The following is a 26,813-nucleotide window of genomic DNA, read 5'->3' as shown; positions in this document are numbered from 1 at the left end:
GTGCAACGACAAGTTTCGATTATATCATTTTAAGCAATGCTAACTCTGGACTATAGTGTTTTGCAATCACAGGCGGTTAAGGCCGCGCTGTCGTCACAGAATTGATAGATGGAAAATTCACTATGGCAAATTACTTTAACTCCTTGAATTTGCGCCAACAGCTGGCCCAGCTGAGCCAATGTCGTTTTATGGATCGCAGTGAATTTGCCAATGGCTGCGACTACATCAAGGACTGGAACATTGTCATCCTCGGTTGCGGTGCCCAGGGCCTGAACCAGGGGCTGAACATGCGTGACTCAGGGCTGAATATCTCCTATGCCCTGCGTGCCGAAGCCATTGCCGAGAAGCGTGCCTCCTGGAAAAAAGCCACAGACAACGGCTTCAAGGTTGGCAGCTTTGAAGAGCTGATTCCTGATGCCGATCTGGTGCTGAACCTGACCCCGGACAAGCAGCACACCAATGTGGTCAAGGCCGTGATGCCGCTGATGAAACAGGGCGCAACCCTGTCCTATTCCCACGGCTTCAACATTGTCGAAGAAGGCATGCAGGTGCGTCCCGACATTACCGTCATCATGGTGGCGCCCAAGTGTCCCGGTACCGAGGTGCGTGAAGAGTACAAGCGCGGCTTCGGGGTGCCGACACTGATCGCAGTGCATCCTGAGAACGATCCCAAGGGGGATGGTCTGGAGATCGCCAAGGCCTATGCCAGCGCCACCGGTGGCGATCGCGCCGGGGTACTGCACTCTTCCTTTATCGCCGAGGTGAAGTCGGATCTGATGGGCGAGCAGACCATACTCTGCGGCATGCTGCAGACCGGTGCCATCCTCGGCTATGACAAGATGGTGGCCGACGGTTTCGAGCCTGGCTATGCCGCCAAGCTGATCCAGCAGGGTTGGGAGACGGTTACCGAGGCGCTCAAGCACGGCGGTATCACCAATATGATGGATCGCCTGTCCAACCCAGCCAAGATCAAAGCCTTTGATATGGCAGAAGAATTGAAAGAAATACTGGCGCCCTTGTTTGAAAAGCACATGGACGACATCATCAGCGGCGAATTCTCCCGCACCATGATGGCGGACTGGGCCAATGACGACGCCAACCTGCTGCGCTGGCGCGCCGAGACCGCCGAAACCGGCTTTGAACGGGCACCGACCTGCAGCGAAGCCATCGACGAGCAGACCTATTTCGACAAGGGCATCTTCCTGGTGGCCATGATCAAGGCCGGGGTTGAGCTGGCGTTCGATACCATGGTGGCCGCAGGCATCATTGAAGAGTCGGCCTATTATGAGTCGCTGCACGAGACCCCGCTCATCGCCAACACCATAGCGCGCAAGCGTCTGTACGAGATGAACGTGGTGATTTCGGATACCGCCGAATACGGTTGCTACCTGTTCAATCACGCCGCCGTGCCCTTGCTGCGCGACTATGTGAACGCCATGTCGCCGGAATTTTTGGGTGCCGGCCTCAAGGACCAGGGCAATGGCGTCGACAATCGCCGCCTGATCGAGGTCAACGACGCCATCCGCAACACAGCGGTGGAATACATAGGCGCCGAGCTGCGCGGTTACATGAAAGATATGAAGCGCATCAACGCGGCCCAATAAATTTCGCCAGCCCCGGCCGGCATTGCAGTCATCGGCAGCCCGCTTTCAAGGTGAGGCTGCCAACGAAAGGCAATTGAAAAGATTGCGGAAAATTTCAGATGTTTTTTAGTTTGTGTTGCTTGCATTGTCTCGGCAGGGAAGCTGAATCTTTTTTAAGATGAAACTTTGCTGTTGTGATCCGCTGGGATCTTGTGCTAAAGCTTAAGGCTCGCCCCAAAGGCTGCAAGAATTACCGGCCCAAGAATTAAAGGAAAGTGTCAATAGTGTTGAACCTGGCTGCCAAGCTCATTCTCGTGATTATTACCGTCGTGATTATTAAATCACAGCGGGGGCGGCCCATGGCAAACTGACAGACCTTAACCAGGAAAGAAGTTGCAAGAGACCCCCCGCTCCGAAAGGACCGGGGGGTTTCTCGTTTAAGAACCAATAAAAATTCGCTGATAAATCAGGGCTCAGCCCACAAGGCAGGACAGGACGATGGAAGTACAGACGATGCGGGGAGCGGATGCGGTTATCAAGGTGTTGGCCGCCCATGGAGTCACCACGGTATTCGGTTATCCCGGCGGCGCCATCATGCCCATCTACGACGCCCTGGTGGGCCACGAGCTGGAACACATACTCTGTCGCCACGAGCAGGGCGCCGGCTTTGCCGCTGTGGGCTATGCCCGCGCCAGCGGCAAGACCGGGGTCTGCTTCGCCACCTCTGGCCCGGGTGCCACCAACCTGATCACCGCCCTGGCCGATGCCATGTTGGACTCTGTGCCCCTGGTGGCCATCACGGGCCAGGTATCCACCGCCGTCATAGGCACGGATGCCTTCCAGGAAGTGGATCTGCTGGGCATGAGCCTGTCCTGCACCAAACACAGCTTTATGGTGCAGCGCCTGGAAGATCTGGTGCCGACCCTGTACCGCGCCTTCGACATCGCCGCCTCCGGGCGCCCCGGTCCCGTGCTGGTGGACATCCCCAAAGACATACAGCTGGGACGGCTGGAATACCGCGCGCCGCTGTTGGCCCTGAGCCCTGAGCCCAAGGCGGCAGAGGCCGATATCCAGTCCGCCAGACAGCTGCTCTCGCAGTCCCGCAAGCCCATGCTGTACGTGGGCGGCGGGGTGGGCATGGCCGGCGCCGTGGAACCCCTGCGGGACTTTATCCGGGTGACCGGCATGCCCTCGGTAGCCACCCTCAAGGGGCTGGGTGCCATTGCCCACGACACGCCGGGTTATCTGGGCATGCTCGGCATGCACGGCGGCAAGGCCGCCAATCTGGCGGTGCAGGAATGTGACCTGCTGCTGGTGGTGGGAGCCCGCTTCGATGACAGGGTGACCGGCCGTCTCGACAGTTTTGCCAGCAAGGCCAAGGTGATCCATCTGGACATAGATGCCGCCGAACTCGGCAAGCTGCGCCGCCCCGATGTGGCCATGGCCGGAGAGCTGCGTTCGCTGTTGCCCAAGCTGGCACAAGCGCTGGACATAGGCTCCTGGCTGGCGGAGGTGGCCGAACTGGCCCGGGATCATCAATGGCAGTATCGCCAGGATGGCAATCTTATCTATGCCCCGGCGCTGCTCAGGCGCCTGGCATCCAAACTGCCCCAGGACAGTGTGGTCAGCTGCGATGTGGGCCAGCACCAGATGTGGGTGGCCCAGCACATGTATTTCCGCCGCCCCGAAGATCATCTGTCGAGCGCCGGCCTCGGCACCATGGGCTTTGGCCTGCCGGCGGCCATAGGCGCCCAGATGGCCCGCCCCGGCGCGACCGTGGTCACTGTGTCCGGTGACGGCTCCTTTATGATGAATGTGCAGGAGCTGACCACCATCAAGCGCCGCGGCCTGCCGGTGAAGATACTGCTGATAGACAACCAGAAGCTCGGCATGGTCAAGCAGTGGCAGCAGCTGTTTTTCGAGCAGCGCTACAGCGAAACCGACCTGTCCGATAACCCGGATTTCGTCACCCTGGCCTCGGCCTTTGATATCCCCGGCAAGACCATATTCGCCGCCGACGAGGTGGAGCAGGCCCTGGACGACATGCTGGCCAGCCCCGGCCCCTTCCTGCTGCACGTGGCGATAGACGACAGCTATAACGTTTGGCCTCTGGTGCCGCCGGGCGCCTCCAACAGCGACATGATGGAAGAGATGGAGAAAAGTACATGATCCGGCGTCTGCCAGCATGTTTAGGGCAGAGCCCCGAATTAGGCGAGCAGATTTTCAGTGTGGCAATGAATGACAGCAATAACCTTTGGCTCTGTACCGCGGTAACGCTCTGAGCCGCCAACAGTGACTTGATGGAAGAGATGGAGAAACGCACATGATCCAGCATCTGGAAGTAACCTTACAACACAGTCCCGAGGTGGTTGAGCGGGTATTGCGTGTCACCCGTCACCGCGGCTTTCGCGTGACCTGCATGAATATGCGCCTGACCGACAACAGCGTGGCCCTCGATATGGAGGTCGACAGCGAGCGTGCCATCGAACTGCTTTCAAACCAGCTCAATAAGCTGGTGGACGTCACCGGCTGCCGGGTGCTGAGTCCTGTGGCATTATCCAAGGTGGCCAGCGCCTGACTCGTGCCCGATAAACCCAATTGAATTAACAGTGAAGGAATCCCCATGGCTAAATTACGCTCCGCCACCAGTACCGAAGGCCGCAACATGGCCGGCGCCCGCGCCCTGTGGCGTGCAACAGGTGTGAAAGACTCAGATTTCGGCAAACCCATTATTGCCATTGCCAACTCTTTCACCCAGTTTGTGCCCGGTCACGTACACCTGAAGGACATGGGCGCCCTGGTGGCCTCGGCCATCGAAGAGGCGGGCGGGCTGGCCAAGGAATTCAACACCATAGCCGTGGACGACGGTATCGCCATGGGCCACGGCGGCATGCTGTATTCGCTGCCGTCGCGGGAGCTTATCGCCGACAGCGTCGAGTACATGGTCAATGCCCACTGCGCCGATGCCCTGGTGTGCATCAGCAACTGCGACAAGATCACCCCCGGCATGCTGATGGCGGCCCTGAGGCTCAATATCCCCGTGGTATTCGTCTCCGGCGGCCCCATGGAAGCGGGCAAGACCCGGTTGTCGGACAAGCTCATCAAGCTCGACCTGGTGGATGCCATGGTGGCCGCCGCCGATGCCAGCGTGTCGGATGCCGACAGCGAGCGCATCGAGCGCAGCGCCTGTCCCACCTGCGGTAGTTGCTCGGGCATGTTTACCGCCAATTCTATGAACTGCCTCACCGAGGCCCTGGGTCTGTCGCTGCCCGGCAACGGCTCCCTGCTGGCGACCCACAGCGATCGCCGCGAACTGTTTTTGGAAGCCGGGCGCAGGGTAATGCAGCTGACCAAACGTCACTATTTCGAGGACGATGCGTCGGTGCTGCCACGGGCCATAGCCAACTTCAAGGCCTTTGAAAACGCCATGGCCCTGGACGTGGCCATGGGCGGTTCCTCCAATACTGTGCTGCATCTGCTGGCCGCGGCCCAAGAGGCGGAGCTGGATTTCACCATGGCCGATATCGACCGCATCAGCCGCAAGGTGCCGCACCTGTGCAAGGTGGCGCCATCGACGCCCAAGTACCATATGGAAGACGTGCATCGCGCCGGGGGCGTGATGGCGATCCTCGGCGAGTTGGACCGTGCCGGTCTGCTGCACACTGACGTCAACCACGTGGCCTCAGAGGATGGCAGCCTCAAGTCAGTGCTGGCCCGTTATGATGTGGCCGTGACAGAGGACGCTCAGGTGCAGGAGTTCTTCCGCGCCGGCCCCGCCGGTATCCCCACCACCCGAGCCTTCAGCCAATCCTGCCGTTGGGACACCCTGGATGCGGATCGCCGTGAGGGCTGTATCCGCAGCCGCGAATTTGCCTTCAGTCAGGAAGGCGGCCTGGCGGTATTGCATGGCAACCTGGCGGAAAACGGCTGCATAGTGAAAACCGCCGGGGTGGATGAGTCCAATCTGGTGTTCAGCGGCGTTGCCCGGGTGTACGAAAGCCAGGACGAGGCGGTGGCCGGGATCCTCGGCGGTGAGGTGGTGGCCGGTGACGTAGTGGTGATCCGCTACGAGGGGCCCAAGGGCGGTCCCGGTATGCAGGAAATGCTCTATCCAACCAGTTACCTCAAGTCCCGCGGCTTGGGTAAGGCCTGCGCTCTTATCACCGACGGTCGCTTCTCCGGCGGCACCTCGGGCCTGTCCATAGGTCACGTCTCTCCGGAGGCCGCAGCTGGTGGCACCATAGCCCTGATTGAAAACGGCGATGCCATAGACATAGATATCCCCAAGCGCAGTATCCAATTGCGGGTCTCCGAGGTCGAGCTGGCGGAGCGCCGCGCCGCCATGGAGGCCAAGGGGCCGCTGGCCTGGAAACCGCTGGCACGGGTACGCCCCGTGTCCCTGGCGCTGAAAGCCTACGCCATGCTCGCCACCAGTGCCGACAAGGGCGCGGTGCGTGACAAGTCAAAACTGGAGGCCTGATATGCCCGACGTTGCCACCGTGGATTTGGCCCACAGTTATCTGCAAAAAATCCTGCTCTCGTCCGTCTATGACGTGGCCAAGGTCACGCCGCTTTCCAGCATGAACAAGCTGTCGGCCCGTCTGGGCTGCCAGGTGTTCCTTAAGCGCGAAGACATGCAGCCGGTGCACTCCTTTAAGCTGCGCGGCGCCTATAATCGCATCGCCCAGCTGTCCGCTGAGGAGTGTCGCCTCGGGGTGGTGTGCGCCTCCGCCGGCAACCATGCCCAGGGGGTGGCGCTGTCGGCCTCAAGTCGCGGTGTGGATGCCGTCATAGTCATGCCCACCACAACGCCGGATATCAAAATTGATGCGGTGCGCCGCCTCGGTGGCACTGTGCTGCTGCACGGCCAGTCCTTCGATCAGGCCAATGAACATGCCCAGCATCTGGCCCGCAGCGAGGGCCGGGTGTACATAGCCCCCTTCGATGATGAGGCGGTGATTGCCGGTCAGGGCACGGTCGCCCAGGAAATGTTGCAACAGCAGCGGGATCTGGAGCTGGTATTTGTGCCGGTGGGCGGCGGAGGCCTGGTGGCGGGCATTGCCGCCTACTACAAGGCGGTCAAACCCGGGGTGAAGATCATCGGGGTTGAGCCCGAGGATGCCGCCTGTCTCAAGGCCGCGCTGGCGGCCGGTGAACCCGTGACCCTGCCCCAGGTGGGCTTGTTTGCCGACGGGGTGGCGGTCAAGCGCATAGGCAGCGAGCCCTTCCGTCTGGCGAAGGCCTATGTGGACGAAGTGGTGACCGTCAGCTCGGATGAAATCTGCGCCGCGGTCAAGGATATCTTCGAGGATACCCGCGCCATCGCCGAACCCGCCGGGGCCCTGTCGCTGGCGGGATTGAAAAAGTATTTCGGCCTCAGCGGCCCGGGACTGGCCGAAGGCAGTCACAGGGGCGCGGGGCAAAAGGTGGCCGCCATCCTCAGCGGCGCCAATGTCAATTTCCACAGCCTGCGTTACGTGTCCGAGCGTTGTGAGCTGGGGGAGCAAAAGGAAGCCGTACTGGCGGTGCGGGTACCGGAGCAACCCGGCAGTTTCCTGCGCTTTTGCGAACTGCTGGAGCGGCGGGTGATGACTGAGTTCAACTACCGCTTCAGCAGTCGCGACAGCGCCGTGGTGTTTGCCGGTATTCGACTCAGCCAGGGCCAGCAGGAGCTGACCGACATCATAGACAGGTTGGAAAGTGCCGGTTTTGCGGTGCAGGACCTGTCCGCCGACGAGACCGCCAAGCTGCATGTGCGCTACATGGTGGGCGGCCACCCGCCGGAGCCACTTAACGAGCGCCTGTTCAGCTTCGAGTTTCCCGAGTACCCGGGGGCACTGCTGAAGTTTCTCACCACCTTGCAGAGCAAGTGGAACATCAGTTTGTTTCACTACCGCAACCATGGCGCCGCCTTCGGTCGGGTGCTGGCGGGCTTCGAGGTGCCTGAGGCGGATCACCAGGCCTTTGGCCGTTTCCTGACCGAGCTGGGTTTTGTGTGGCAGGAAGAAACCCAGAGTCCGGCCTACCGGCTGTTTCTCGGCAATAGGCCCGGCTGAGGAGTGAAAGTCAGTCCTTAGACCAAGGCAGGGGCGTTTTTCAGCGCGGCTTTGTGTTAGGGTAAATATTCCAATTTGGCCCAGTTTGCACTTTGGCCCAGATTGCACTTTTGGCCCAGATTGCACTTTTGGCACAGTTTGCACTTTTGGCACAGTTTGCACTTTTGGCCCAGTTTGCATAAGCAGCATAAGGAGAGCCCATGATAGCCGCACCCCAAGTTTCGCCCTTCACCCCACCGCGTCGGACCTTGATGGGCCCGGGGCCTTCCGATGTGTATCCCGAGGTGCTGCTGGCCCAGGCCCGTCCCACGGTCGGTCACCTGGATCCCCTGTTTGTGGCCATGATGGATGAGCTCAAGGCCCTGCTGCAATACGCTTTCCAGACCCAAAACGAGATGACACTGGCGGTGTCCGCCCCCGGCAGCGCCGGCATGGAGACCTGTTTCGTCAACCTGGTGGAACCCGGAGACAAGGTCATAGTCTGCCGCAACGGGGTCTTTGGCGAACGTATGCGCCAGAACGTGGTGCGTTGCCGGGGCGAGGCCGTGGTGCTGGATTTTGACTGGGGCAAGCCGGTGGATCCCGCCGTGGTGGAAGCGGCGCTGAAGGAACATCCCGATGCCCGCTTCCTGGCCTTTGTTCATGCCGAAACCAGCACAGGTGCCCTGTCCGATGCCCAAACCCTGTGCCGTCTGGCGCGGGAACATGATTGCCTGTCGATAGTGGATGCGGTCACCTCCCTCGGTGGCGTCGAGCTCAGGGTCGATGATTGGGGCATAGACGCCATCTATTCCGGCAGTCAGAAGTGTCTCTCCTGTGTCCCCGGTCTGTCGCCGGTATCCTTCGGGCCACGGGCAGTGGCCAAGCTCAAGGCCCGTGGCACTGAGGTGCAAAGCTGGTTTCTCGATCAGACCCTGGTGATGGGCTATTGGAGTGGTGCCGGCAAACGGGCCTACCATCACACGGCACCGGTCAATGCCCTTTATGCCCTGCACGAATCGCTGCGGCTGCTGGCCAATGAGGGCCTGGAAAATGCCTGGCAGCGCCATGCCGCCATGCATCAGGAGCTCAGGGCAGGGCTGGAACGCCTGGGGCTCGAGTTTGTGGTGGATGAGGCCCATAGGCTGCCGCAGCTGAATGCGGTTTATATCCCAACAGGCGTAGAGGATGCTGCGGTACGTAACCGTCTGTTACAAAACTATAATCTGGAGATAGGTGCCGGTTTGGGGGCTTTGGCGGGCAAGGCTTGGCGCATCGGCTTGATGGGCTATGGCGCCCGACGGGAAAATGTGGCACTGTGCCTAAAGGCTATGGAGGAAGTGCTGAGATAGGGGTGAGGATTTGCCCCCTTCTGATGTCAGCGTTTATAGTAAAAACAACGATATTTCGAAGGGTTACTATGCGCTTTATTGTTTGCGTCTGCGCCTTGTTGGTGACGCTGTCCGGGCATGCTGCCACCGAAGTGGTGATTGGCAGCGCCCTTAACCGCCCCCCCTACATACTCGAAGACAGTGAGTCGGGATTGGAGCTGGAGATAGTGCGGGCGGCGCTCAAGGCTTCGGGGTTTGATGCCAGATTCAAATTCTATTCCCAGAAGCGGCTGCAACTTTACTACATGAAAGACAGGATTGAGGCGGCCATGTCGGTCAATGCCGCTGCCGGTCTCTCAGGTTATCCTTCCGATTACTACATCTATTACCAGGACGTTGCCGTGACCCTGGCATCACGGCAACTCAAGTTCAGTGAACTCAATCAATTGCAGGGCTACAGCCTGGTGGCCTATGAAGGCGCCCAGTACATGCTGGGTGAGAAGTTCCAGCGCCTGAGCAACAAGACCATCTACCGTGAGGTGGAACCCCAGGAGCTGCAAAATCGCATGCTGTATCTGGGGCGCATTGATGTGGCCGTGGCGGACAAGTATGTGTTCCTTGCCAACAACAAGTTCGTCGGCCCGGATATCGACAGTACCCAGCCGTTGCAATTTCACGAGGTATTTCCGAGAGCTCCATACCTGGTAATGTTTCACAACTCAGTGGTGCGTGATGCCTTTAACCGTGGCCTGGCGGAAATTCGCAAAAACGGCGAATACGACCGCTTGGTGAAGCAGTTTTTAAACTAAATCAGCATGCGGAAAAGCCGGGCAGATGCCCGGCTTTCATTTTTTTCAGTCGGGCGCTCAACCCCAACGACGCCCCAGTTCTGCCAGACCGGCGCGCTGTAAATCATCCGGCGTCATCAGGATGCGAAACTGGCAGTTGGCCTTGAAGTTGAGAAAAAAGGGCTCGGCAATGGCGGGTACCGACCAAGGCTCGGCCACTTCCACCACAAACACGCCGCAGCGGAAGCCATTCTGCTCGGTAAAGTAGGCCGCCTCGGGCTTGATACTGTCCATGATATTGCCGATCAACTCACCCACCTGACCCGTGCGTACCAGGGTGTTGAAGGGCTCATGGGGAAACTCGACGGTAAGCAACATTTTCATCGCGGGACTCCAATTGTCAGCGACCCTGAGCGGGTCACAGGGAACAAAAATGCGCTGGCAATTGCTCAATACCGGCGCGGTTCAGTCTCTTAACAGTTGTAGTCCAAGGCGGCTTTGTCCAGTTGCGGCGGGAAATTCAATCCCAGTTGCTCAAAATCTTCTGCCAGGTTCAGACCAACAGACGGCCCCGAAAACCGCGGGCAGAGTAATAGGACTCGGCGCCGTTGTGGTAGACAAACACCCGGCCAAAGCGGCGATCGCCGAAGATGGCACCACCGCGATCGCGAATGTTTGCGGGGGTCGCCAGCCAGCTGGAGGTTTTCAGATCGAACTCTCCCAGGGTCTGTAACTCCTGGTACTGGGCCTCGGTTAACAGCTCAATGCCCATGGCGGCGGCCATGGCCACGGCGCTGCCGGCGGGCTTGTTTTGCTTGCGCGCTTCCAGCGCTTTGGCGTCGTAACAGAGGCTGCGCCTGCCCGTGGGGCTTTCCGGCGCACAATCACAAAAGATGAACTCAAAGCGGGTTGCATCAAAGCCGATAACATCGGGCTCGCCGCCGCTCTGTTCCATGGCGAGCAGGGCGTCAAGCTTGTCCGGACAGGTCTCCAACCTGTCCTGCACCCGCATCCAGTCGATATCCGGATGGCGTTGGGGATGTTGCTCGAAGCGGGTCTTGAGGGTTTGGATCAGTGCTTGGTGTGTGGCATCCATGTCTTTGCTCCCTGTTGCCATTTACTGATAGTTACTGGCTGCTTTTACGGTTGGAGGTGAATTGCTGCTTGTTTGAAATTCAGCCAGGTTGCCAATATTCAAAAATACCCTGTTGTGAGTCAAGCCGATTGCCGCCCGCATAGGGCGGCGGTCTGGAGCGCCGGCGTAGACTGCTCGCCGAGAAAATCCTGCAGGGCCCGCATATCCACCGGTCGTCCCGGCAAACGGCCCCAATCCACCAGGGTACCCCGGGCGAGATCCCCTGCCAGCAAGGTATGGGGCAGGTGCCGCCATAGAAGCACACCCGTGGCAAGCCATGCCACAGGTGTTTCCCAACGCCTTTGCCTTTCCCGAGGGGGCCGAAAAAGTCATGATGGCGAAAGTTATCCGCGGCTACAGTCGGGACTGAGCTGGCCCAATACCTGGGGGGCTTCCCGCCCGGCTTGGAAGGGACTTCCTTTCAGCCCTAGCTCAGCAGCTGGATATCGGCGACCTTGACCACCTTGGCGCTGACCAGGATGGTCGCTATGTCCGGGCCACTGAGTTCTAGCCGCACCTTGATTTCACTGGGGCGTCCTAAAAAGCGCCCCTGTTTGATGACGAGGTCTGGCGTATCAAGCCGCCCCTGCCGGTGCAAATAGGTGGCCACTGGACCGGCGGCACTGCCGGTCGCCACGTCCTCGGCCAGACCTTGGTTATCCCAGGTGCGGCCCTCCAGATTTACCACATCCAGCAGGTAAAGAAACTTGGCGCCCAGGGGGGCAAGCAGCGGCGTGAGATCCCGGACCTGGAAGCTGACCTTATCCAGCCCGGATTCAACCGGCAAAATGACATAGGGCAAGCCGGTGGAGATGACTTCTGCCCGCAGTGCCGGATTGCCGGGTGGCGACAGGCTGAGTGCGGCGTAAAGAGGTTCGGATTCCGCGTCCGATAAGGTGCACAGGTACTCGGGCTTGCCCTGATCCATGGTGGCGATAAATTCATTGCCCTCAAGGCGGCTGCTGAGGTGGATGGGGCGGCTTTTGGTATGCACCAGCCACTCGTGGGCATGGGTTGTGCCGTATTGCTGATGCAGATGCAAGGCGAGCCCCAGCAGGGGATGACCGGCAAAGTCCAGCTCTTCCTCGACGGTAAAAATCCGCACATGGAACCCATCCTTCCTGAGCTGCAGGAAAATGGACTCGAACTGGCGCATCTCCCTGGTCCAGGCCTGCATCTCCTCTGTTGTTAAGGCATCACAGTCGGAGAATATGGTCAGGCCGTTACCCTGAAGTTTTTCCTTGGCAAATACGTCCACCAGTTCACATTTCACTATCCCGTTCTCCGTTTGAGGGTAAAAGGGCCCCATGCCCTGTTTGTGCAGCCTTAAGGGCGGGTGCGCTAATGGCCAAATAAATAAGATAGCCACCGAGAATCATATCGACGGCACCGCAAAACTCCGGCCACCAAGCTGGTGTTCCCGGATTCAGAAACAGGAATTGGTGCAAGGCATCGTAGCCGCCGTGCAGTAGGCAGCCAAGCGCAATCAGGCTCGCTGCCAGTCTGCGGCTGGCGCGGATTGCCCACCAGACCAATGCCAGAAACACCAGGCTGGTGAGCAGCTCCAGGCCCAAGGCGGACAGATCCCGGCCATAGAGGGCAAAGGCAAAATAGTAACAGGGGAAGGAGGCCAGCAGCAGGGGATAGGCAAGGCGGCCGCGTTCCAGACCGGTTCGTTTGAAGTGCCCTATGATAAGCATGGCCGTGATTATCCCCACGGCAAAGGCATACCAGTTCATACGTCAGGTCCTGCTGTTGAGCAGTCTTGCCAACCACTCCCGTATCGCCTCCGCCGAGGCCGGGTAACCCAGCTCATTGCTCAGCAGCGCAATCGCGGCTGCATTCTCGCTGTTGGCGACTCTGATGAAGACTTCTTGCATGGGGAATCCTTGCTTAATTTTCCTAGCATTAGCCTGATGATTGTGCCTCTAACTCAGCATTTTGGATATTGAGTTTTGAACAGGCTTGAGCACAGAAAAAGCGCTAGTTGCGAAAATACAGACACTTGTTAACATCATTAAATGTTACGTTTGTATATGATCTCTCCATTTGCGAGCTTATACTCCAATAGGTCTAATTTACCAACACCATATTTAAAACACTCATGTTTCATAAGAAAGAGATTATCGTAGTCTCCTTGGAAAACAGTTTGAATTGTATCTTCTCTATGTTTTCCATCTTTCAACTCGCAAAACTTCAAAACTGTAAAAAGAAAACTGGTTAACAACGCTTCTTCTCTATCGACTCCGCTATTTTCATTGCAAACTATGCGGAGTACACCGGATGGTGTCGAGTGAATATTGGGCGCTGACTTGAAGTAACAGTAATCTAAAATGAATATCTCGCTGGGATAATTTAACCATTCATCTTCGATCTTTACAGATGAGTACCACCCGCCAACGGTATTTTCGTTAGTAGTCGTAGTTTTAAAACATAGAGCGATAAAGTTATTTATTGGGTATGGATTGACCTTTGTATATAAATTTGATTTGTCGCAAATATCAATAAAGCTACCTTTATTGAAATTAGTTTTAATTTCAATTGCACATACGACGGAATATGGCGAAACAACAACAAAATCTAGATCTTTAAACAAATACGCAGATGGGACGTTCTCGTCGACTACAATTATATCTATCTGCGGACTAATATCTTTTGATGATGGATTAAAAATGAATCCTGTTTTGACAGAAAACCTTTGTGGTAAAAAATTCTTCAAGTAGTTTGAAATAATGCTTTCATGAAATGTACCTATTGAGGGTGCATGCTTTATTAGTTCATTTAGCCTACCAAGTTTACTCAGTAGTTCTTTCGCATAGTTTTGATATAGTGCCATTACATAACCCATTGAGCCGTACGAGAGCGCTAACAGATGTATAGTATGTTTGCGCATTTAGGTTACTGAACGGCTATAAACACGCATTGCTAAGTTTTTGTATTCACTTCTGAATACGACAATTGATAAAAATACCCTTCGCGGATTTCAAACCTACTCTTATCTGGCTCGGGCTGAAGTGGTGTGCTTCGCCCCAGAGCCTATTTTTATTTCATTTAATCAGCATCTTGTCAGAGATTACCATCGTTGGGCAAGTGATAAATCGATGTACTTTTTTTCTATTTTCACCGGCAACACTTTTGCCAGAGTGGAACACCTTTAATCAAGCACTGCCGCACCAGTGGCCATTGGCGACATGGATGTCGCCGCTGAGCCTCCATGGACGGATTCACGGCGTGTCACTGGAGAGGCAGTGCGAAAGCGCACCGCAGGTGATTGGTAGCAACAAGAGGTTGATGTTGTCGCAAAGCGAAAGATAGCCGCTGTGCTAGCGGCACAAAGTCGTGGGGCTTCACCCCACACCCGAGGAAAGGGGGCAGTGTCGACTTGCCCCCTTGTCCAATCCCCCAGAGACCCCCGACCGGAGCCGAAAGCTCCTCGGGTTTATGGGCGAAACGGCCAACGCGACAGACTCGCCTCCATGCTCGACTGTCGCTACCTCGGCGTCCGGCCTCGGTTGTTGCCGTTTCTTGCCCAACACCCTCGGCGGCTCCGAAGGGGGGAACCGGTGCAACAGTTCCGCATTGGCATTCCACTGGTGCTGGCGCCATCTGGCAATTCCGGCGGTGTTGCACCACTGCTGATCTACTTGCGTGTGATCTCGTACTTGGCGAAGTGGTCCCAAGTACCGTCTTTCTCCTGGCCCTCAATGGTCAGTTTCCAGCTGTCATGTGCCTGGTCGTAGACCAGGGTGTCACGGAATACTCCGGTGGTGTAGGGGATATGGAATACCAGGCTGTTGCCGGTTACCTGCCCCGTGCCATGGGGCACAGAATACTTGCCGCCGAAGCTGTCGAGCCAGTGGGCTATGACCTTGCCTTCCTTATCGACGCTGATGAATACACGGGCCTCATACTCAGAGGGTACCTGCACATCGTTCATGTGCATTTCGGTGAAGGTGCCCTGCAGCGTGGCAAAGGCCTCCATGTCATATTGCACCGGCTTGCCCATCACATCACCCACCATGATCCACTTTCCTTCCAGGGCTTGCAGCAGTGTGGCTTGGGTCGCAGAGTTAGTTGAATTCTCTTCGGCGTAGCTGTTTGTGGCCAGGACAAAAAGGCCGGCGACAGCGGTCTTGAGGATGCGCATCTTTTTCCCGGATGCAGGCGTTAGTTCCATTTTTACAGGCATTGTTCTTAAACCGTTGAATCAAAAAATTGATGATAGTTAATGTTTTACGAAAATTTGTCCAGCTTTTTCAGGCGTGCCGTTTTCGGTGCCGACCCGCATCCGGAATTGAAATTCCTCTTGGGAAGAAATCGCCGCCTTGGCGGCGGCAAGCTCACTTTTGCCCGAAAGTGGCCCACTCAGGGGAGATCGTGTTCCTTGTCATACTTGGGCAGGGCGTCGGCAAATTCGCCGGACCATTGGGGTTTGCTGCCGTAGAAAATATGCGCCTCAACCGGCAGGTTGGGCTCCTCATCCAGGGTGCCGAGGGCGATATCGAAAGTGCCACGGCCATCGAGGAATTGGTAAAACAGGCTGGAACCGCAATGTTGGCAAAAGCCGCGCTGGGCTATCTCGGAGGAGCGGAAGGTTTTCAGGGCGTCTTCAAGCACATGGAATTGAATGTCCTGCTGCAATACCGTGCCATAGGTGGCGAAGGCGGCGCCGTGGAACTTGCGGCACATGGAGCAGTGACAGTGGGACAGATGGGGAGAAAAACGCTGGATCTTGTAACTCACCCGTTTGCAAAGGCAACTTCCTTTCATGGCAATTCCTTGTTCTGGTTGGGCCGAATATAGGCAACGAATTTGCCAAAACTAACACAGAGTGACGTCATTGAAAGGGGAGAAATGTAACCAAAAACGGCTGGTCCGAGCCGGAAAAAACAGGGCCGGCCCTTGGGCCGGCCTGAGGATTATTCACCTGAGAGGCGCTTTTCCAGTTCGTTGACCTGGGCCTGCAGGGCTTCGAGTTTCTCGCGGGTACGCAGCAGTACGTGCTGCTGGACCTCAAACTCTTCCCGGGAGACAAGATCCAGCTTAAGCAGCTGATTTTGCAATACCTGCTTGCTGCGTTCTTCGAACTCACCGGCAAATTGCTTCAGCCCGGCCGGCAAGTTATCGCTCAATTGCTTGGCCAGTTCTTCGATTTTTTTCGGGTTGATCATCACGTGTTCCACCTTTGTCTTCTATTACCGGATTGTAACTCAGGAGCCTGAGTCAAAACAAACCGCCGGGCTTGCTTCCGGGACGGTAGTCAGAGGCAATTTGTGCAAATTTTCGACCTGGATCAAGTCGCTGCGACAGCCCTTGGTCTATTGTTCAAAGAGGAGTAGCCAAGGAAATTAGCCGGAGGATAAGGATATGGATTACCAGGTACATTTTTCATTAACCATAAGAAGTTTCGACGGTAAAACCGCAGCCTTTCTGTCGAAGCAGATGAGCCTGCCCTTTGTGCCCTTTATCGGTTTGCGTCTGGCACAGGCCAATGGCGCCAGCGAACCCGTGGTCTCTGTGGCCTGGGACGAAGTCAGCCAGAGTTTCCAGTGTCATATCGACGCCCATGAGGCCGAAATGCCGGCCGCCTGTCGTTTGGGGCTGGATTATCTGGTGCAGGCCGCCAAGGACAATGGCTGGCAGGGCGCAGGCAAGATATACGAATTGGCAGCCGGTTAGCGGCTGACCCGCTGATGTCAGTCCCGCCAGCGGGCGGGGCTGTGGTTTCTTTTGTTCCTGTATTGCCCTTCACTCTGCGGTTTCCTTTCGCTCTTGCTATCGCCTCTGCGGCGCCCGGTCTGTTATGATCCCGGCCTTTGATATTGGTTGCCGAGATCCCCAACACCCATGAAGCTCAACCCCGCTCAAAACGATGCCGTTCATTATGTCTCTGGTCCCTGCCTGGTACTGGCGGGAGCAGGCAGTGGCAAGACGCGGGTAATCATCAACAAGATTGCCTACCTGGTGCAGAAATGCGGTTACCAGGCGCGCAATATTGCCGCCGTGACCTTTACCAACAAGGCGGCACGGGAGATGAAGGAGCGGGTGGCCCAGTCCATGGGACGCAAGGAGGCCCGGGGGCTGTGGATTTCCACCTTCCATACCCTGGGATTGGAGATCATCAAGCGCGAGCACAAGGTGGTGGGGCTCAAGGCCGGTTTTTCCCTGTTTGACGATCAGGACACCCTGGCGCTGCTTAAGGAACTGACCGAAAAGGAATTGCAGGAGGACAAGGATCTGCTCAAGCTGCTGGCGACCGCCATTTCCAACTGGAAAGGGGCGCTGGTGATCCCCGAGCAGGCCCGCAAGCTGGCCAGGGACGAACGGGAGCAGCTGTTTGCCCTCTTGTACCAGCGTTATGCCCAGCATATGAAGGCCTACAATGCCCTCGATTTCGACGACCTGATCCTGCTGCCAACCCTGTTGCTGCGCCACAATGCCGAGGTGCGCAGTCGCTGGCAGGCGCGCATCCAGTACCTGTTGGTGGACGAATACCAGGACACCAACACCAGCCAGTACGAGTTGGTGAAGCTGCTGGTGGGTGAACGGGCGCGCTTTACCGTGGTGGGTGACGACGACCAGTCCATCTATTCCTGGCGCGGTGCCAAACCGCAGAACCTGGTGTTGCTGGGCAAGGATTTCCCGAGCCTCAAGCTTATCAAGCTGGAGCAAAACTACCGCTCCAGCCAGCGCATCTTGCGGGCCGCCAACATACTGATTGCCAACAATCCACACGTGTACGACAAGGCGCTGTTTTCCGAGCTGCCCTACGGCGAGCCCATGCGGGTGTTGATCGCCGCCAACGAGGAGCAGGAGGCCGAGCGGGTGGTAGCGGAGATAGTGCGCCACAAGTTTGTCGGCCGCACCCAGTTTGGTGATTACGCCATTCTCTACCGCGGTAACCATCAGTCACGCTTGTTGGAGCGGGCGCTGATGACCAACCGTATCCCCTATAAGCTCAGCGGTGGCACCTCCTTCTTCGCCCGGGCGGAGATCAAGGACATCATGGCCTACCTGCGGCTGGTGGTGAATCCCGATGACGATAATGCGCTGCTGCGGATCATCAACCTGCCCAAGCGCGGTATTGGTCCGGCGACCCTGGAGCGGCTCGGCAACTTTGCCAACGAAAAGCATATTTCCATGTTTGCCGCCATTTTTGAGCCAGACCTCAACCACCATCTGGGGGCGACGGCTATGGCGACCCTGTATGAGTTCGGCCGCTTTATCGTCGACACAGGGGAAATTGCCGAGCGCGGTGAAGGGGTGGACGCGATCAAGCAATTGATCCGCAAGATCAACTACGAAGATTACCTGTACGAGACCAGCCCCAGTGCCAAGGCGGCCGAGATGCGGATGAAAAACATCTCCGAGCTGTACCGCTGGGTGACCGAAATGCTACAGGGCGACGATCTCGACCAGCCCATGACCCTGCCCGAGGTGGTGACCCGTCTGACCCTGAGGGACATGATGGAGCGCAACAACGAGGAAGAGGGCGGCGATCAGGTACAGTTGATGACCCTGCATGCCTCCAAGGGCCTGGAGTTTCCCTATGTGTTTATGGTGGGAACGGAGGAGCGCATTCTGCCGCACCAGACCAGCATAGATGAGGACAACGTCGAGGAGGAGCGGCGTCTGGCCTATGTGGGCATCACCCGGGCCCAGCGCGAACTCTGGTTTACCCTGTGCCGGGAACGGCGCCAGTTTGGTGAAACCATGCGCTGTGAACCCAGCCGCTTCCTCGACGAGCTGCCCCAGGACGATTTGCTGTGGGAACACCGCAAACCGCCCCAAAGCGCCGAGCAGCGTCAGGAAACGGGCAAGAGCAATATCGCCAACCTGCGGGCCATGCTGAAGAAATAGCGCTCAGGCGCAGTTCGGGATCCTGCCCTCGGGGTGCGTGCCGAACAGCTTGCCCTGGCCAAGAACGATCCCCAATTTCTGCAGCCTGTGCCAGCGTCTGGCATCCTCCACGCCGCTGGCGATCAGCGTCAGACCCAGGGCATTGGCTGCCGCGACCATGGCTTGCAGCAGCCGCTCCTGCTCCGGATTACCTCCACTCTGGCCCAAAGACTCGGCCAACTTCAGGCTGGAGACGGGCAGCAGCGTCAGGTTGTTAAGCGGGCTGACGCCGGTCCCAAAGCCGGAAAGCCCCAGTTTGACCCCCAGTTTGTGCAGCAAGGTCAGGCCACTGATGTGGTTTTTGGTATCCTGGACCATGGCCTTCTCATCAAAAAACAACCACAGGTCCAGCTTGCTTAGCGGCAGGGTTTTGAGACTGTTCTTCAGGCTGCGCAGCGCGTGTTTGTGTTTAAGGTGACCGCTGGCCAGTTGCAGGTGGCAGGGCAGTTCCAGCGCGGCCGCGTGTTGACTTAAATTGGCAATCAGGTGCTTGTCCAGTTCCAGTTCCAGGTTGCAGCAACGCGCCAGCTTTCTCAGCTCGTTGGCGCCCATATGACCAAAATCCCTGTGCTCCCAGGTCAATGACAGGGCCAGTGCCGAGGCAGCCTCATCTGCATTGCTGCTGACGGGGCTGAACTGCAGTTGCAGCGCGTTGGAGCCCATGGCCTGGCGCAGTTCGTTTTCCAACTCCAACTCGTGGGTCAGGGCCTCACGGGCCTTGTCATCGAACTTCACATAGCAGCCCTTGCCACGGGACTTGGCCTGATACATGGCCGCATCGGCATCCCGCAGCAGGGATTCAGCCGTGGCTATTCGCTGCTGATTGCTGATGGCTATGCCTATGCTGGCGCCTGACTGGAACTCCTGATTACCGAGCAAAAACGGGCGACTGAGCTCCGAGAGTATGCGTTCACTTACTTCTTCTGCGTCCTGTGCGTGGTTAATGGCGTCGAGCAGGATCACGAACTCATCACCGCCCAGGCGTCCCAGGGTGTCATTGTCGCGGATACAGGTTTTGAGACGGCTGGCGGTTTCTATCAGGAAACGATCCCCCTGCAGATGGCCCAAGGTATCGTTAATCAATTTGAAGCGGTCGAGATCGATAAACAGCAGGGCGAATTGGTCTTTGCCGTGGCGGCGCACATGCTTGACCGCCTGGGCCAGGCGTTCCATAAACATCGACCTGTTGGGCAGGCCCGTCAGGGCATCGTGATGGGCATCGTGGATCAGTTGCTGCTCTATCTGCTTGCGGCGCAGGATCTCCTGCTGCAGATCCTGATTGACCGCCGCCAGTGCCCGGGTACGGGCCTCGACCTTTTCTTCCAACTGTTCATAGCTGCGCTGCAAGGATTCGGCATTGAGCTTACGTTCGATGGCCGTGCCTATGTGTTGGGACACAAAGGTCAGCAACTCGAGATCCCTGAGCTGGTAATTCTGGTTGGCGCTGAGGCTGTAGATGGTCAGGGCACCGCGGACCTGATCCTGGATATACAGGGGCACACCTATCCACTGGTGCATGCTCTGGGTCTTGTTCAGTTCTGGCGCTTGGGCATAGATGTCACCTGCCTGTTCCAGGGCGCGGATATCGTCACTGTTCAATAGCAGTGGGCGCCCATGTTTGAGCAGATATTCGGTGAGTCCATCGGTCAAGGGCCGGGGCGGCGGCACATCGGCATCGATTTGCGACATATAGAAGGGGAAATGCAGCGATCTCTGCTCCTCGTCGCTGACCAAGGCGATATAACAGTTATTGGCCGGTAACAGGTGGCTGATGATAGCATGCAGACGCACGTAAAAGTCCTGCTGCTCCAGACCGCTGGCCGCCAGTTCGGCGATTTCATAGAGGGATTTCTGTAAGCGCTCCGCCCGGCGCCGCTCATACACTTCCTGTTTAAGCCGGTCGTAGGCCAGGCTCAGCTCCCGGGTGCGTTGCTCTATGGCTTGTTCCAGTTGCTCCTGATGCTTGAGACGCTCCATGACCCCAGCGATATGGTGGCTGATGAATTCCATCAGCTCCAGCTCGGTCTCGCCATAGAGGGTCGCGCCGTCATAGCTTTGCACCACTATCACACCCGTGGTCACTTCGTTATGGCGTATGGGTACACCCAACCACTGATTGCAATCGGAACCCAGGCTGACGATTTCTCCCGCGTCGATAAGCTCGGCAAAGGTGGTGGCATTGCACAGCAACGCTTTGCCGGTGCGGAATACGTAACCGGTGAGCCCCCGCATCAGCACGCCATGGAGCTGCCCATTGGGGTAACTGACGGCGGGATGGGGGTCTTTCTCATCGGCGAAGAAAGGGATTTCCAGTTGGCCGCTGAGAGCATTGAAGGTGGCGATAAAGAAGTTGTCGGCAGCGATCAGTTGCCGGATGTGATTGTGTACCCCGGAATAGAAATCTTCCGGAGTACTGACCTCGGTGGAAATATTGGAAATTTCCAACAGCGCATCGCGTATGATTTCTGCACGCTTGTATTTGCCCGCCAATCTGCGCAGGCGTTCGACCCTTTTCAGGAGTCTGTGCACCTCTTCCCCAGGCAGGGGACAGGTTTCATCCTTAAATCCATTATCCCTGAACATAGCGCTCGCCGATTTGTTGTTATGGTATTTTTCTATCTGGGAACGGCCTAGTCCCAGGACCAAAGAGTAGAATTAACATGAAATACCGTATGTGCCAAGGGGATATTCCCTTTGTACGGCGTTGTTTTTTACAGCGGTTGACTCAAAACTTGAGCAAACGGCGAAAAAATACAAATAAGCGCTGGACGGCGGAACAAATAATTCCTACTATATGCGGCGCTAACAAGGTGGGCACCCATAGCTCAGTTGGATAGAGCGCACCCCTCCGGAGGGTGAGGCCGAGGGTTCGAATCCTTCTGGGTGCGCCAGTTGGATAACACCCGGTTAGCAGGAAAAATCAGTGGTGATTGTAGCTCAGTTGGTAGAGCCCCGGATTGTGATTCCGGTTGTCGTGGGTTCGAGCCCCATCAGTCACCCCATTTCCTTTGAAGATCTAAGTCGGTGATTAGCGCAGTCCGGTAGCGCATCTGGTTTGGGACCAGAGGGTCAGAGGTTCGAATCCTCTATCACCGACCACTTCTCTCTTCTCATTTCAAAGATATTCAGATTCGGTGATTAGCGCAGTCCGGTAGCGCATCTGGTTTGGGACCAGAGGGTCAGAGGTTCGAATCCTCTATCACCGACCACTTTCCGCTTCACTTTTTCAGTTTCCCTTATCTGTTCCCGTATTCCTGTTTTTTCTGCGTCTTGAACTATTGGCTGAATGCGTGCCAATGGCGTGTTCAGCAGTAAATTTCTCTCAATAAAAAAGCGCCCTGAGGCGCTTTTTCAGTATTTCGGCCATGGCCGAATTCAGAGTTCCACCGGCGTTGGTGGCGCAATAAAGCCCTGGAAAGCGGTTGTTTTCAGCGGCAGGAAGCGGTTCAGCTGCTGCTGTTCCTGGATACCAGTGACTATGACCTTGATTTCCAATCCTCGGGCGACGTTCACCAGGGCACGGCACAGTTCGCTGTTGTGCTGGTTTTCATCGTAATAGGCGAAGGATTGGTCCAGCTTCACATAGCTGGGTCTGAGATCCTGCAGGTAAGACATGGATCCAAACTGGCGACCGAAGTGGTCAATACCGAAATGAGCGCCATTTTCGCGGATGATGTTACACAGGGTTTGGCAGGCATCGGCGGAACTGTATATGCCCGACTCGGGGATGTCGAAGCAGATCCGATTCGCCAATGGCGAGGCGCGCAGGAATTGCCTCAGCCACTCGTGGAACTTGGGATCCGACAGACTCTGGTGGGTCAGGTTGATGGCCACAGGCTCCAGGTTGCGCTCCAGCAGCTGGGCATCGTGTACCGTTTGGATCAGGCAGCGGTCGAGTGTGGCGCCCATGGACAGCAGCTCCACATAGGGCATGAACTGGCCCGCGTGTACCAGCTTGTCACCCAGCTCCAGTTGACAGTAAAGCTCACGCTGCAATACCCCTGCATTGTCATGGAGCTGAATGGGTTGCCAGCGGAATTTGAAATGCTTGGCATTGATGGCACTGGAGAGCTTTTCGCGCCATTGTTCACGGGTAAACAGCTGCTGTTCATTGGATTCAAACCAGTGGAACACCTGGCCATCTTTCAGCGCTTTTTGCAGCGCGTTATCGGCCTGGGCCAGGATGTCGGACACATTCATTGCACCTATGCGTTCGGCCACACCTATGGCGAATTGCTCATTGGGTTTACAGCCGGCCTTGGAGATTTCCTGGTTGACGGTGCGGATCAGGGTTTGCAGGTACTTACTCAGCTGCTCGCGCTCGACATCTGTGACCAGGAAAGCAAATTCAAAGGCGGCGATGCGGGCGATAACGCAGGGCGCAATTTCATTGAGTTGCTCTGTGAGCTTTTCCGACAGCAAGCGTATGGTTTCGTCCCGTACCTGGTAGCCGTATTTGCTGTGCACTTCTTCCAGCCAGTCAAAGCGTGCCATGAACAGGGCGCCACTGTTGGGCTCGCTGAGCCAGCTGGTCAGGCGGCCGACCATGTACTGGCGGTTGGGCAGACCGGAGGCATGATCCACCAGATTCTTTTTACGCAGTGCGGTCACTTCTTCGTCGAGAGAAGCGAAAATCTGTTTCAGTTGCGCCGTCATGCTGTTGAATGCCAGCACCACTTCCTTTAGTTCTTCGGTTTTTGGCAGCGGCAGTTCCGGCCCGAATTGACGCTTGGCCACGCTCTTGGCGTGCTCAGACAATTCATGCAGGGGTCTAAGTATCCAACCAAGGCCGAACCTGGCGGTGAAGATGGCAATCAGAAACAGGGCAGAAAAGACCATCACGGTATTGGTTAAAATGCGCCACAGTTCGTGGTAGCCAAAGCCGGGGTGGGCGGTGATTTCCAGGTGTGCCAGTTGCAGCCAGCCCGAGGTGATGGTGCTTTCTTTTTTGATGGCTCCAAAGATGTTCAGCTTGATAAACCATTGCGGCACATCCTGAATACGGATGGCGTTGTTCCATTCCTGCTGTTTGCCATCGACCAACCAGGTCAGTTTCACTTGCTGATAGTAGCCGCCTTCAAAGATCACATTGATCAGTGTTTCGGCGGTGGCCATATCGCCCGACTCCAGTGCCGGCACCAACAACAGTCCGAGCGAATTGCTGACGTTGTTGAGGTCTGATTCCATTTGCTTGGTCAAAAAACTTTTAGTTTCAGTAAATTGAACGTATCCAAGGCTGCAGATCACCAGCAGGAACAGGCCAAATAATAGCGAGTAAAGCTGTCGAAACAGTGTCATGTCAGTAGCTACTCCAGTCTCATACGGGGTTGACGCAGACGGTCAAGTCCCAGTCTGTGGGTAAGGTCGTTCCATTTTTCCAGTCGGGCCGATGAACCCGCCAGAACGCCTCGCCCTTTTTCTTTGTTCAACCACAGCTGCTTACCGTTGAAGCTGTACACGGGCAGCAGATCTTTACGCGCAGTGGCCGGTTTGATCGCAGGATCCAGGTTATCCAGTACCAGGGGGACCGAACCAGGCGTTTCGTAATAGGCCAGCACCATATGGTACTGGTTCACCGTTGTCGCCTTGACCATGGTAATGCGCATCTTGTCTTCCGGTACACCAAGCTGCAACAGGGTAAAGTACTTGGCGATGGAGAAGTCCTCACAATCGCCACCATTGACACCGATAAATTCCATTGGTGTGGCCCAATAGTTGGAGTCACCCCAAAGCTTGATGTCATCGACGAAGCGGAACAGATTGAAGAAGCCATTGATCTTTTCGAGCTGTTCCATCTCGGACAGGCCTTGAGCCGAAGCCACCACATTGAACCAGGCTCTGGCACGCATGCCGGCACGCTCGCCATAGCGGGATTCGAGCGTGCTGACAACTTGGGCTTCATCAAGTTGAGACACAGAGCTGGCAAACAGGCAGCTACCAAGCAGAGTCGACGCCACAATGCTCAGTTGGCAGACCCTCTTTAAAATACTTTGTGTGTGTAGCCTGCCTGCCATCTTCTGTGCTTAGTGGACGTTATTTCACTTGTTCGTCAACAGTATATATTGTCCACTTCATATCGGCAGCAGTATCTTCACCCGTCAGCTCAGCAATTACCCGGCGATTGCGGGTGTGGGCCAGCGGGGTGTCCGATGGGTCCACGGGGCGATCAAAGCTGTAACCGATTGCGGTCAGGCGCTCGGCGGCGATGCCAAACTGCTGTGACAGCACAGCGGTCACGGCATTGGCGCGGTTTTGCGACAGCTCCTGGTTATGCTCATGGGTGCCGGTACGGCTGCAGTGTCCCTCAATGGTCACCTTGGTATTGGGATACTGACGCATAAAGGCCGCCAGCTCTTCTATCTGACCATAGTACTGGGGATCCAGGTAGAAGGAGTCGTTGGCGAACAGAATTTTCAGCTCACGGCGTTCATTGATAGGCTTGATTTTGCCACAACCATAGTTATCAATGGATGCTCCGAGCACAGTGCCGGCGCAGCGTTCCCGGGCTTCAATTACGCCATCGTGATCTATGTCGTTCAGGTCATGTACCTGGTTGGTTGGGTTATCCATATTGACGGTATCGCGCATGGAGCAGGCACCGAGCATGGACATTGCCAATAATAAGTATAGGGCTTTCATTAGTTCACTCCTCCTTCGTAGTTGCGCTCACCTTTCCATGTTTCCGGACGAGTGACCCTCAAAGAGTCGAGCAAACGGCCGGTGGCATTGAGCACCCGGTACTTGGCAACGATTTCGTCAAATTCGGCCTGTAGGTAATCTTTGCGGGCTTCAAACAGTTCATTTTCTGTGTCCAGCAGATCGAGCAAGGTGCGCTGGCCCAGGTTGAATTGCTGTGAGTAAGCCACTTGCGTGTCTTTGGCAGCCACTACGTGCTCACGTATGTACTGTTTCTGCGGTGCCAGCAATTCAAAGGCATTCCAGGCCAGATTGGCACCTTCCAGTACTTCACGGTAGGCGCGTTGGCGGATTTCCTTGGCTTCGCTGATCTTGTAGGCCGCTTCTTTTTCGCGGGCCAAATCTTTGCCACCGGCGAACAGGTTGTAGCGAACTCTCACCATGGCCAGCAGGTCGTTGCTGTAGCCGTTAACGTTCTGGCTGGGGATGATGCTCTTGCCATCTTCACCGTCGAGGTCGTTGTTCCAGTTGCCGTCCAACTCCAGGGTCACCTTGGGATAGTAATTGGCCTGGGCTGAAGACCGCTCATGTTCGGCGGCATTGATGTCGGCTGCGGCAGATTTGAGTATCGGATGATTTTCCTGAGCCAATGTCACTGTGCTGGGGAGATCCGCCGGCAGCATGTCGGCATCGGGTACCGGAACAATCATATCGTCCGGCTCCATTTCCACCACTCTCAGGTATTGGGCCTTGGCGTCGTAGAAATTATTGCGGGCAGCCATCAGATTGGCGTTGGCGCGGGCCAGACGGCCGGTGATTTGAGACAAGTCGGCAATTGAGCCCAGACCAGAGTCGGTGCGCTGCTTGATTTGATCGTAAATGTCCTGGTGAGTTTTCAGGTTCTTTTCAGCCAGTTGCAATACCTGTTCGGTACGCAGGTAATTGACATAGACCTTGGATACGTCCAGTGCCATATCTTCAGCGGCAGAGAAAAGGGCCCACTGATCGGCGCTGGCTTCGAAGCTGAAACGGTCGATTTCGCTGCTGGTGTAGAAGCCATCGAACAACATTTGTTTGATGCTGATGCCAAATTCGCCACGATCCAACTCGACCTCATCCTTGCCACGGCGACGGGTGGCTGGACTATCGGTGTTCTCGTAGCCATAGCCACCTGTGATGTCTATGGTCGGCATGTAGCCGGCAATGGCCTGGTTGACTTGTTCTTCCCTGGCCTTGAAGCGATTGAATGCCACCCTCAGCTGAGGATGGGTATCCAGCGTATGGGCAACGGCCTGCTCCAGGGTATGACTGGAAGCTGTGGCCGGCAGCATCAATGCGCCAACCGCCAGTGCCAAGGCACTGCGCCTGAGCTGCAGCATAAGTTTATCGTTCATTTGAAACCCTCC

24 protein-coding genes and 4 tRNA genes are annotated in these 26,813 nt (G+C 56.5%); 13 read left to right on the top strand and 15 right to left on the bottom strand.

The genetic code is table 11. The annotated features are described in order from the left end of the window. The first annotated feature begins 122 nt into the window (after positions 1–122). The 7 genes from ilvC to JYB85_RS17120 all read left to right on the top strand — a co-directional run bounded on the left by ilvC (position 123) and on the right by JYB85_RS17120 (position 9,758). On the top strand, positions 123–1,604 hold the full coding sequence (ilvC, locus tag JYB85_RS17150; protein WP_207380252.1) for a ketol-acid reductoisomerase: 1,482 nt from the start codon (positions 123–125) through the stop codon (positions 1,602–1,604). Between the two features lie 477 nt (positions 1,605–2,081). After that, on the top strand, positions 2,082–3,752 hold the full coding sequence (ilvG, locus tag JYB85_RS17145; RefSeq protein WP_207380251.1) for an acetolactate synthase 2 catalytic subunit: 1,671 nt from the start codon (positions 2,082–2,084) through the stop codon (positions 3,750–3,752). Positions 3,753–3,906: 154 nt separating this feature from the next. Then, positions 3,907–4,161, top strand: a complete 255-nt coding sequence (gene ilvM, locus JYB85_RS17140) for an acetolactate synthase 2 small subunit (protein WP_207324837.1) — start codon at positions 3,907–3,909, stop codon at positions 4,159–4,161. A 45-nt stretch (positions 4,162–4,206) separates the two neighbouring features. Continuing rightward, entirely contained in the window at positions 4,207–6,063 is a 1,857-nt protein-coding gene (gene ilvD / locus JYB85_RS17135; protein WP_207380250.1) for a dihydroxy-acid dehydratase, read from the top strand. Between the two features lies 1 nt (position 6,064). Further along, on the top strand, positions 6,065–7,639 hold the full coding sequence (gene ilvA, locus JYB85_RS17130) for a threonine ammonia-lyase, biosynthetic (RefSeq protein WP_207380249.1): 1,575 nt from the start codon (positions 6,065–6,067) through the stop codon (positions 7,637–7,639). Positions 7,640–7,839: 200 nt separating this feature from the next. After that, positions 7,840–8,970, top strand: coding sequence for a pyridoxal-phosphate-dependent aminotransferase family protein (locus JYB85_RS17125; RefSeq protein ID WP_207380248.1), 1,131 nt, complete (start codon positions 7,840–7,842; stop codon positions 8,968–8,970). Positions 8,971–9,038: 68 nt separating this feature from the next. Then, positions 9,039–9,758 (top strand): substrate-binding periplasmic protein, encoded by a 720-nt coding sequence (locus JYB85_RS17120; protein WP_207380247.1) that lies wholly within the window; start codon positions 9,039–9,041, stop codon positions 9,756–9,758. Positions 9,759–9,815: 57 nt separating this feature from the next. Here the strand turns inward: JYB85_RS17120 and JYB85_RS17115 are convergent, their stop codons facing one another. The 10 genes from JYB85_RS17115 to ubiK all read right to left on the bottom strand — a co-directional run bounded on the left by JYB85_RS17115 (position 9,816) and on the right by ubiK (position 16,043). Further along, the gene (locus JYB85_RS17115) at positions 9,816–10,121 is read right to left on the bottom strand and encodes a panthothenate synthetase (RefSeq protein WP_207380246.1); all 306 of its coding nucleotides are present in this window, start codon (positions 10,119–10,121) and stop codon (positions 9,816–9,818) included. A 169-nt stretch (positions 10,122–10,290) separates the two neighbouring features. Next, positions 10,291–10,833 (bottom strand): DUF4256 domain-containing protein, encoded by a 543-nt coding sequence (locus JYB85_RS17110; RefSeq protein WP_207380245.1) that lies wholly within the window; start codon positions 10,831–10,833, stop codon positions 10,291–10,293. A 119-nt stretch (positions 10,834–10,952) separates the two neighbouring features. After that, complete coding sequence (locus JYB85_RS17105) at positions 10,953–11,156, bottom strand: hypothetical protein (RefSeq protein WP_207380244.1); 204 nt, start codon at positions 11,154–11,156, stop codon at positions 10,953–10,955. A 143-nt stretch (positions 11,157–11,299) separates the two neighbouring features. Beyond that, positions 11,300–12,145 carry a PhzF family phenazine biosynthesis protein gene (locus JYB85_RS17100; protein ID WP_207380243.1) on the bottom strand — a complete coding sequence of 282 codons (846 nt, stop codon included), beginning with the start codon at positions 12,143–12,145 and terminating at the stop codon, positions 11,300–11,302. Further along, positions 12,135–12,611, bottom strand: a complete 477-nt coding sequence (locus JYB85_RS17095; protein ID WP_207380242.1) for a hypothetical protein — start codon at positions 12,609–12,611, stop codon at positions 12,135–12,137. Before JYB85_RS17095 ends, JYB85_RS17100 begins: the two co-directional genes overlap by 11 nt. 3 nt (positions 12,612–12,614) lie before the next feature. Beyond that, a complete protein-coding gene (locus tag JYB85_RS17090) occupies positions 12,615–12,752 on the bottom strand; it encodes a hypothetical protein (protein WP_207380241.1) in 138 nt (45 codons plus the stop codon). Between the two features lie 137 nt (positions 12,753–12,889). Then, on the bottom strand, positions 12,890–13,708 hold the full coding sequence (locus JYB85_RS17085; RefSeq protein ID WP_207380240.1) for a DUF6602 domain-containing protein: 819 nt from the start codon (positions 13,706–13,708) through the stop codon (positions 12,890–12,892). Between the two features lie 804 nt (positions 13,709–14,512). Continuing rightward, the gene (locus tag JYB85_RS17080) at positions 14,513–15,019 is read right to left on the bottom strand and encodes a hypothetical protein (RefSeq protein WP_207380239.1); all 507 of its coding nucleotides are present in this window, start codon (positions 15,017–15,019) and stop codon (positions 14,513–14,515) included. Positions 15,020–15,237: 218 nt separating this feature from the next. After that, complete coding sequence (locus tag JYB85_RS17075) at positions 15,238–15,642, bottom strand: GFA family protein (RefSeq protein ID WP_207380238.1); 405 nt, start codon at positions 15,640–15,642, stop codon at positions 15,238–15,240. Between the two features lie 149 nt (positions 15,643–15,791). Next, entirely contained in the window at positions 15,792–16,043 is a 252-nt protein-coding gene (ubiK, locus tag JYB85_RS17070; RefSeq protein WP_207323277.1) for a ubiquinone biosynthesis accessory factor UbiK, read from the bottom strand. A 196-nt stretch (positions 16,044–16,239) separates the two neighbouring features. Here ubiK and JYB85_RS17065 point away from each other — a divergent pair, with 196 nt between their 5' ends. Then, positions 16,240–16,551 carry a hypothetical protein gene (locus JYB85_RS17065; protein WP_207380237.1) on the top strand — a complete coding sequence of 104 codons (312 nt, stop codon included), beginning with the start codon at positions 16,240–16,242 and terminating at the stop codon, positions 16,549–16,551. 168 nt (positions 16,552–16,719) lie between these two features. Then, on the top strand, positions 16,720–18,732 hold the full coding sequence (rep, locus tag JYB85_RS17060) for a DNA helicase Rep (RefSeq protein WP_207380236.1): 2,013 nt from the start codon (positions 16,720–16,722) through the stop codon (positions 18,730–18,732). 3 nt (positions 18,733–18,735) lie between these two features. On the opposite strand, the gene JYB85_RS17055 is transcribed toward rep, so the two are convergent. Beyond that, complete coding sequence (locus tag JYB85_RS17055) at positions 18,736–21,354, bottom strand: diguanylate cyclase domain-containing protein (RefSeq protein ID WP_207380235.1); 2,619 nt, start codon at positions 21,352–21,354, stop codon at positions 18,736–18,738. A gap of 231 nt (positions 21,355–21,585) precedes the next feature. On the opposite strand from JYB85_RS17055, the gene JYB85_RS17050 reads away from it, so the two are divergent. From JYB85_RS17050 to JYB85_RS17035, 4 genes are all read left to right on the top strand, one after another. Then, a tRNA-Arg gene (locus tag JYB85_RS17050) sits at positions 21,586–21,662 on the top strand. A 35-nt stretch (positions 21,663–21,697) separates the two neighbouring features. Beyond that, positions 21,698–21,773: transfer RNA gene (locus JYB85_RS17045), tRNA-His, on the top strand. Between the two features lie 20 nt (positions 21,774–21,793). Further along, positions 21,794–21,870, top strand: a tRNA-Pro gene (locus tag JYB85_RS17040). 33 nt (positions 21,871–21,903) lie between these two features. Then, a tRNA-Pro gene (locus JYB85_RS17035) sits at positions 21,904–21,980 on the top strand. A 166-nt stretch (positions 21,981–22,146) separates the two neighbouring features. Here JYB85_RS17035 and JYB85_RS17030 read toward each other — a convergent pair. From JYB85_RS17030 to JYB85_RS17015, 4 genes are read right to left on the bottom strand one after another with little or no spacing between them, the layout of a single operon-like run. Beyond that, positions 22,147–24,069 carry a bifunctional diguanylate cyclase/phosphodiesterase gene (locus JYB85_RS17030; protein WP_207380234.1) on the bottom strand — a complete coding sequence of 641 codons (1,923 nt, stop codon included), beginning with the start codon at positions 24,067–24,069 and terminating at the stop codon, positions 22,147–22,149. Between the two features lie 8 nt (positions 24,070–24,077). Continuing rightward, positions 24,078–24,785, bottom strand: coding sequence for a transglutaminase-like cysteine peptidase (locus JYB85_RS17025; RefSeq protein WP_207380233.1), 708 nt, complete (start codon positions 24,783–24,785; stop codon positions 24,078–24,080). A gap of 19 nt (positions 24,786–24,804) precedes the next feature. Beyond that, positions 24,805–25,410 carry an OmpA family protein gene (locus JYB85_RS17020; protein WP_207380232.1) on the bottom strand — a complete coding sequence of 202 codons (606 nt, stop codon included), beginning with the start codon at positions 25,408–25,410 and terminating at the stop codon, positions 24,805–24,807. Continuing rightward, a complete protein-coding gene (locus tag JYB85_RS17015; protein WP_407695901.1) occupies positions 25,410–26,786 on the bottom strand; it encodes a TolC family outer membrane protein in 1,377 nt (458 codons plus the stop codon). Before JYB85_RS17015 ends, JYB85_RS17020 begins: the two co-directional genes overlap by 1 nt. Between the last annotated feature and the right edge of the window lie 27 nt (positions 26,787–26,813).

The organism is Shewanella sedimentimangrovi, from assembly GCF_017354965.1.
In the GTDB taxonomy this organism is placed as follows: Bacteria; Pseudomonadota; Gammaproteobacteria; order Enterobacterales; family Shewanellaceae; genus Shewanella; species Shewanella cyperi.
This window is presented reverse-complemented; position numbering and strand designations above follow the sequence as displayed.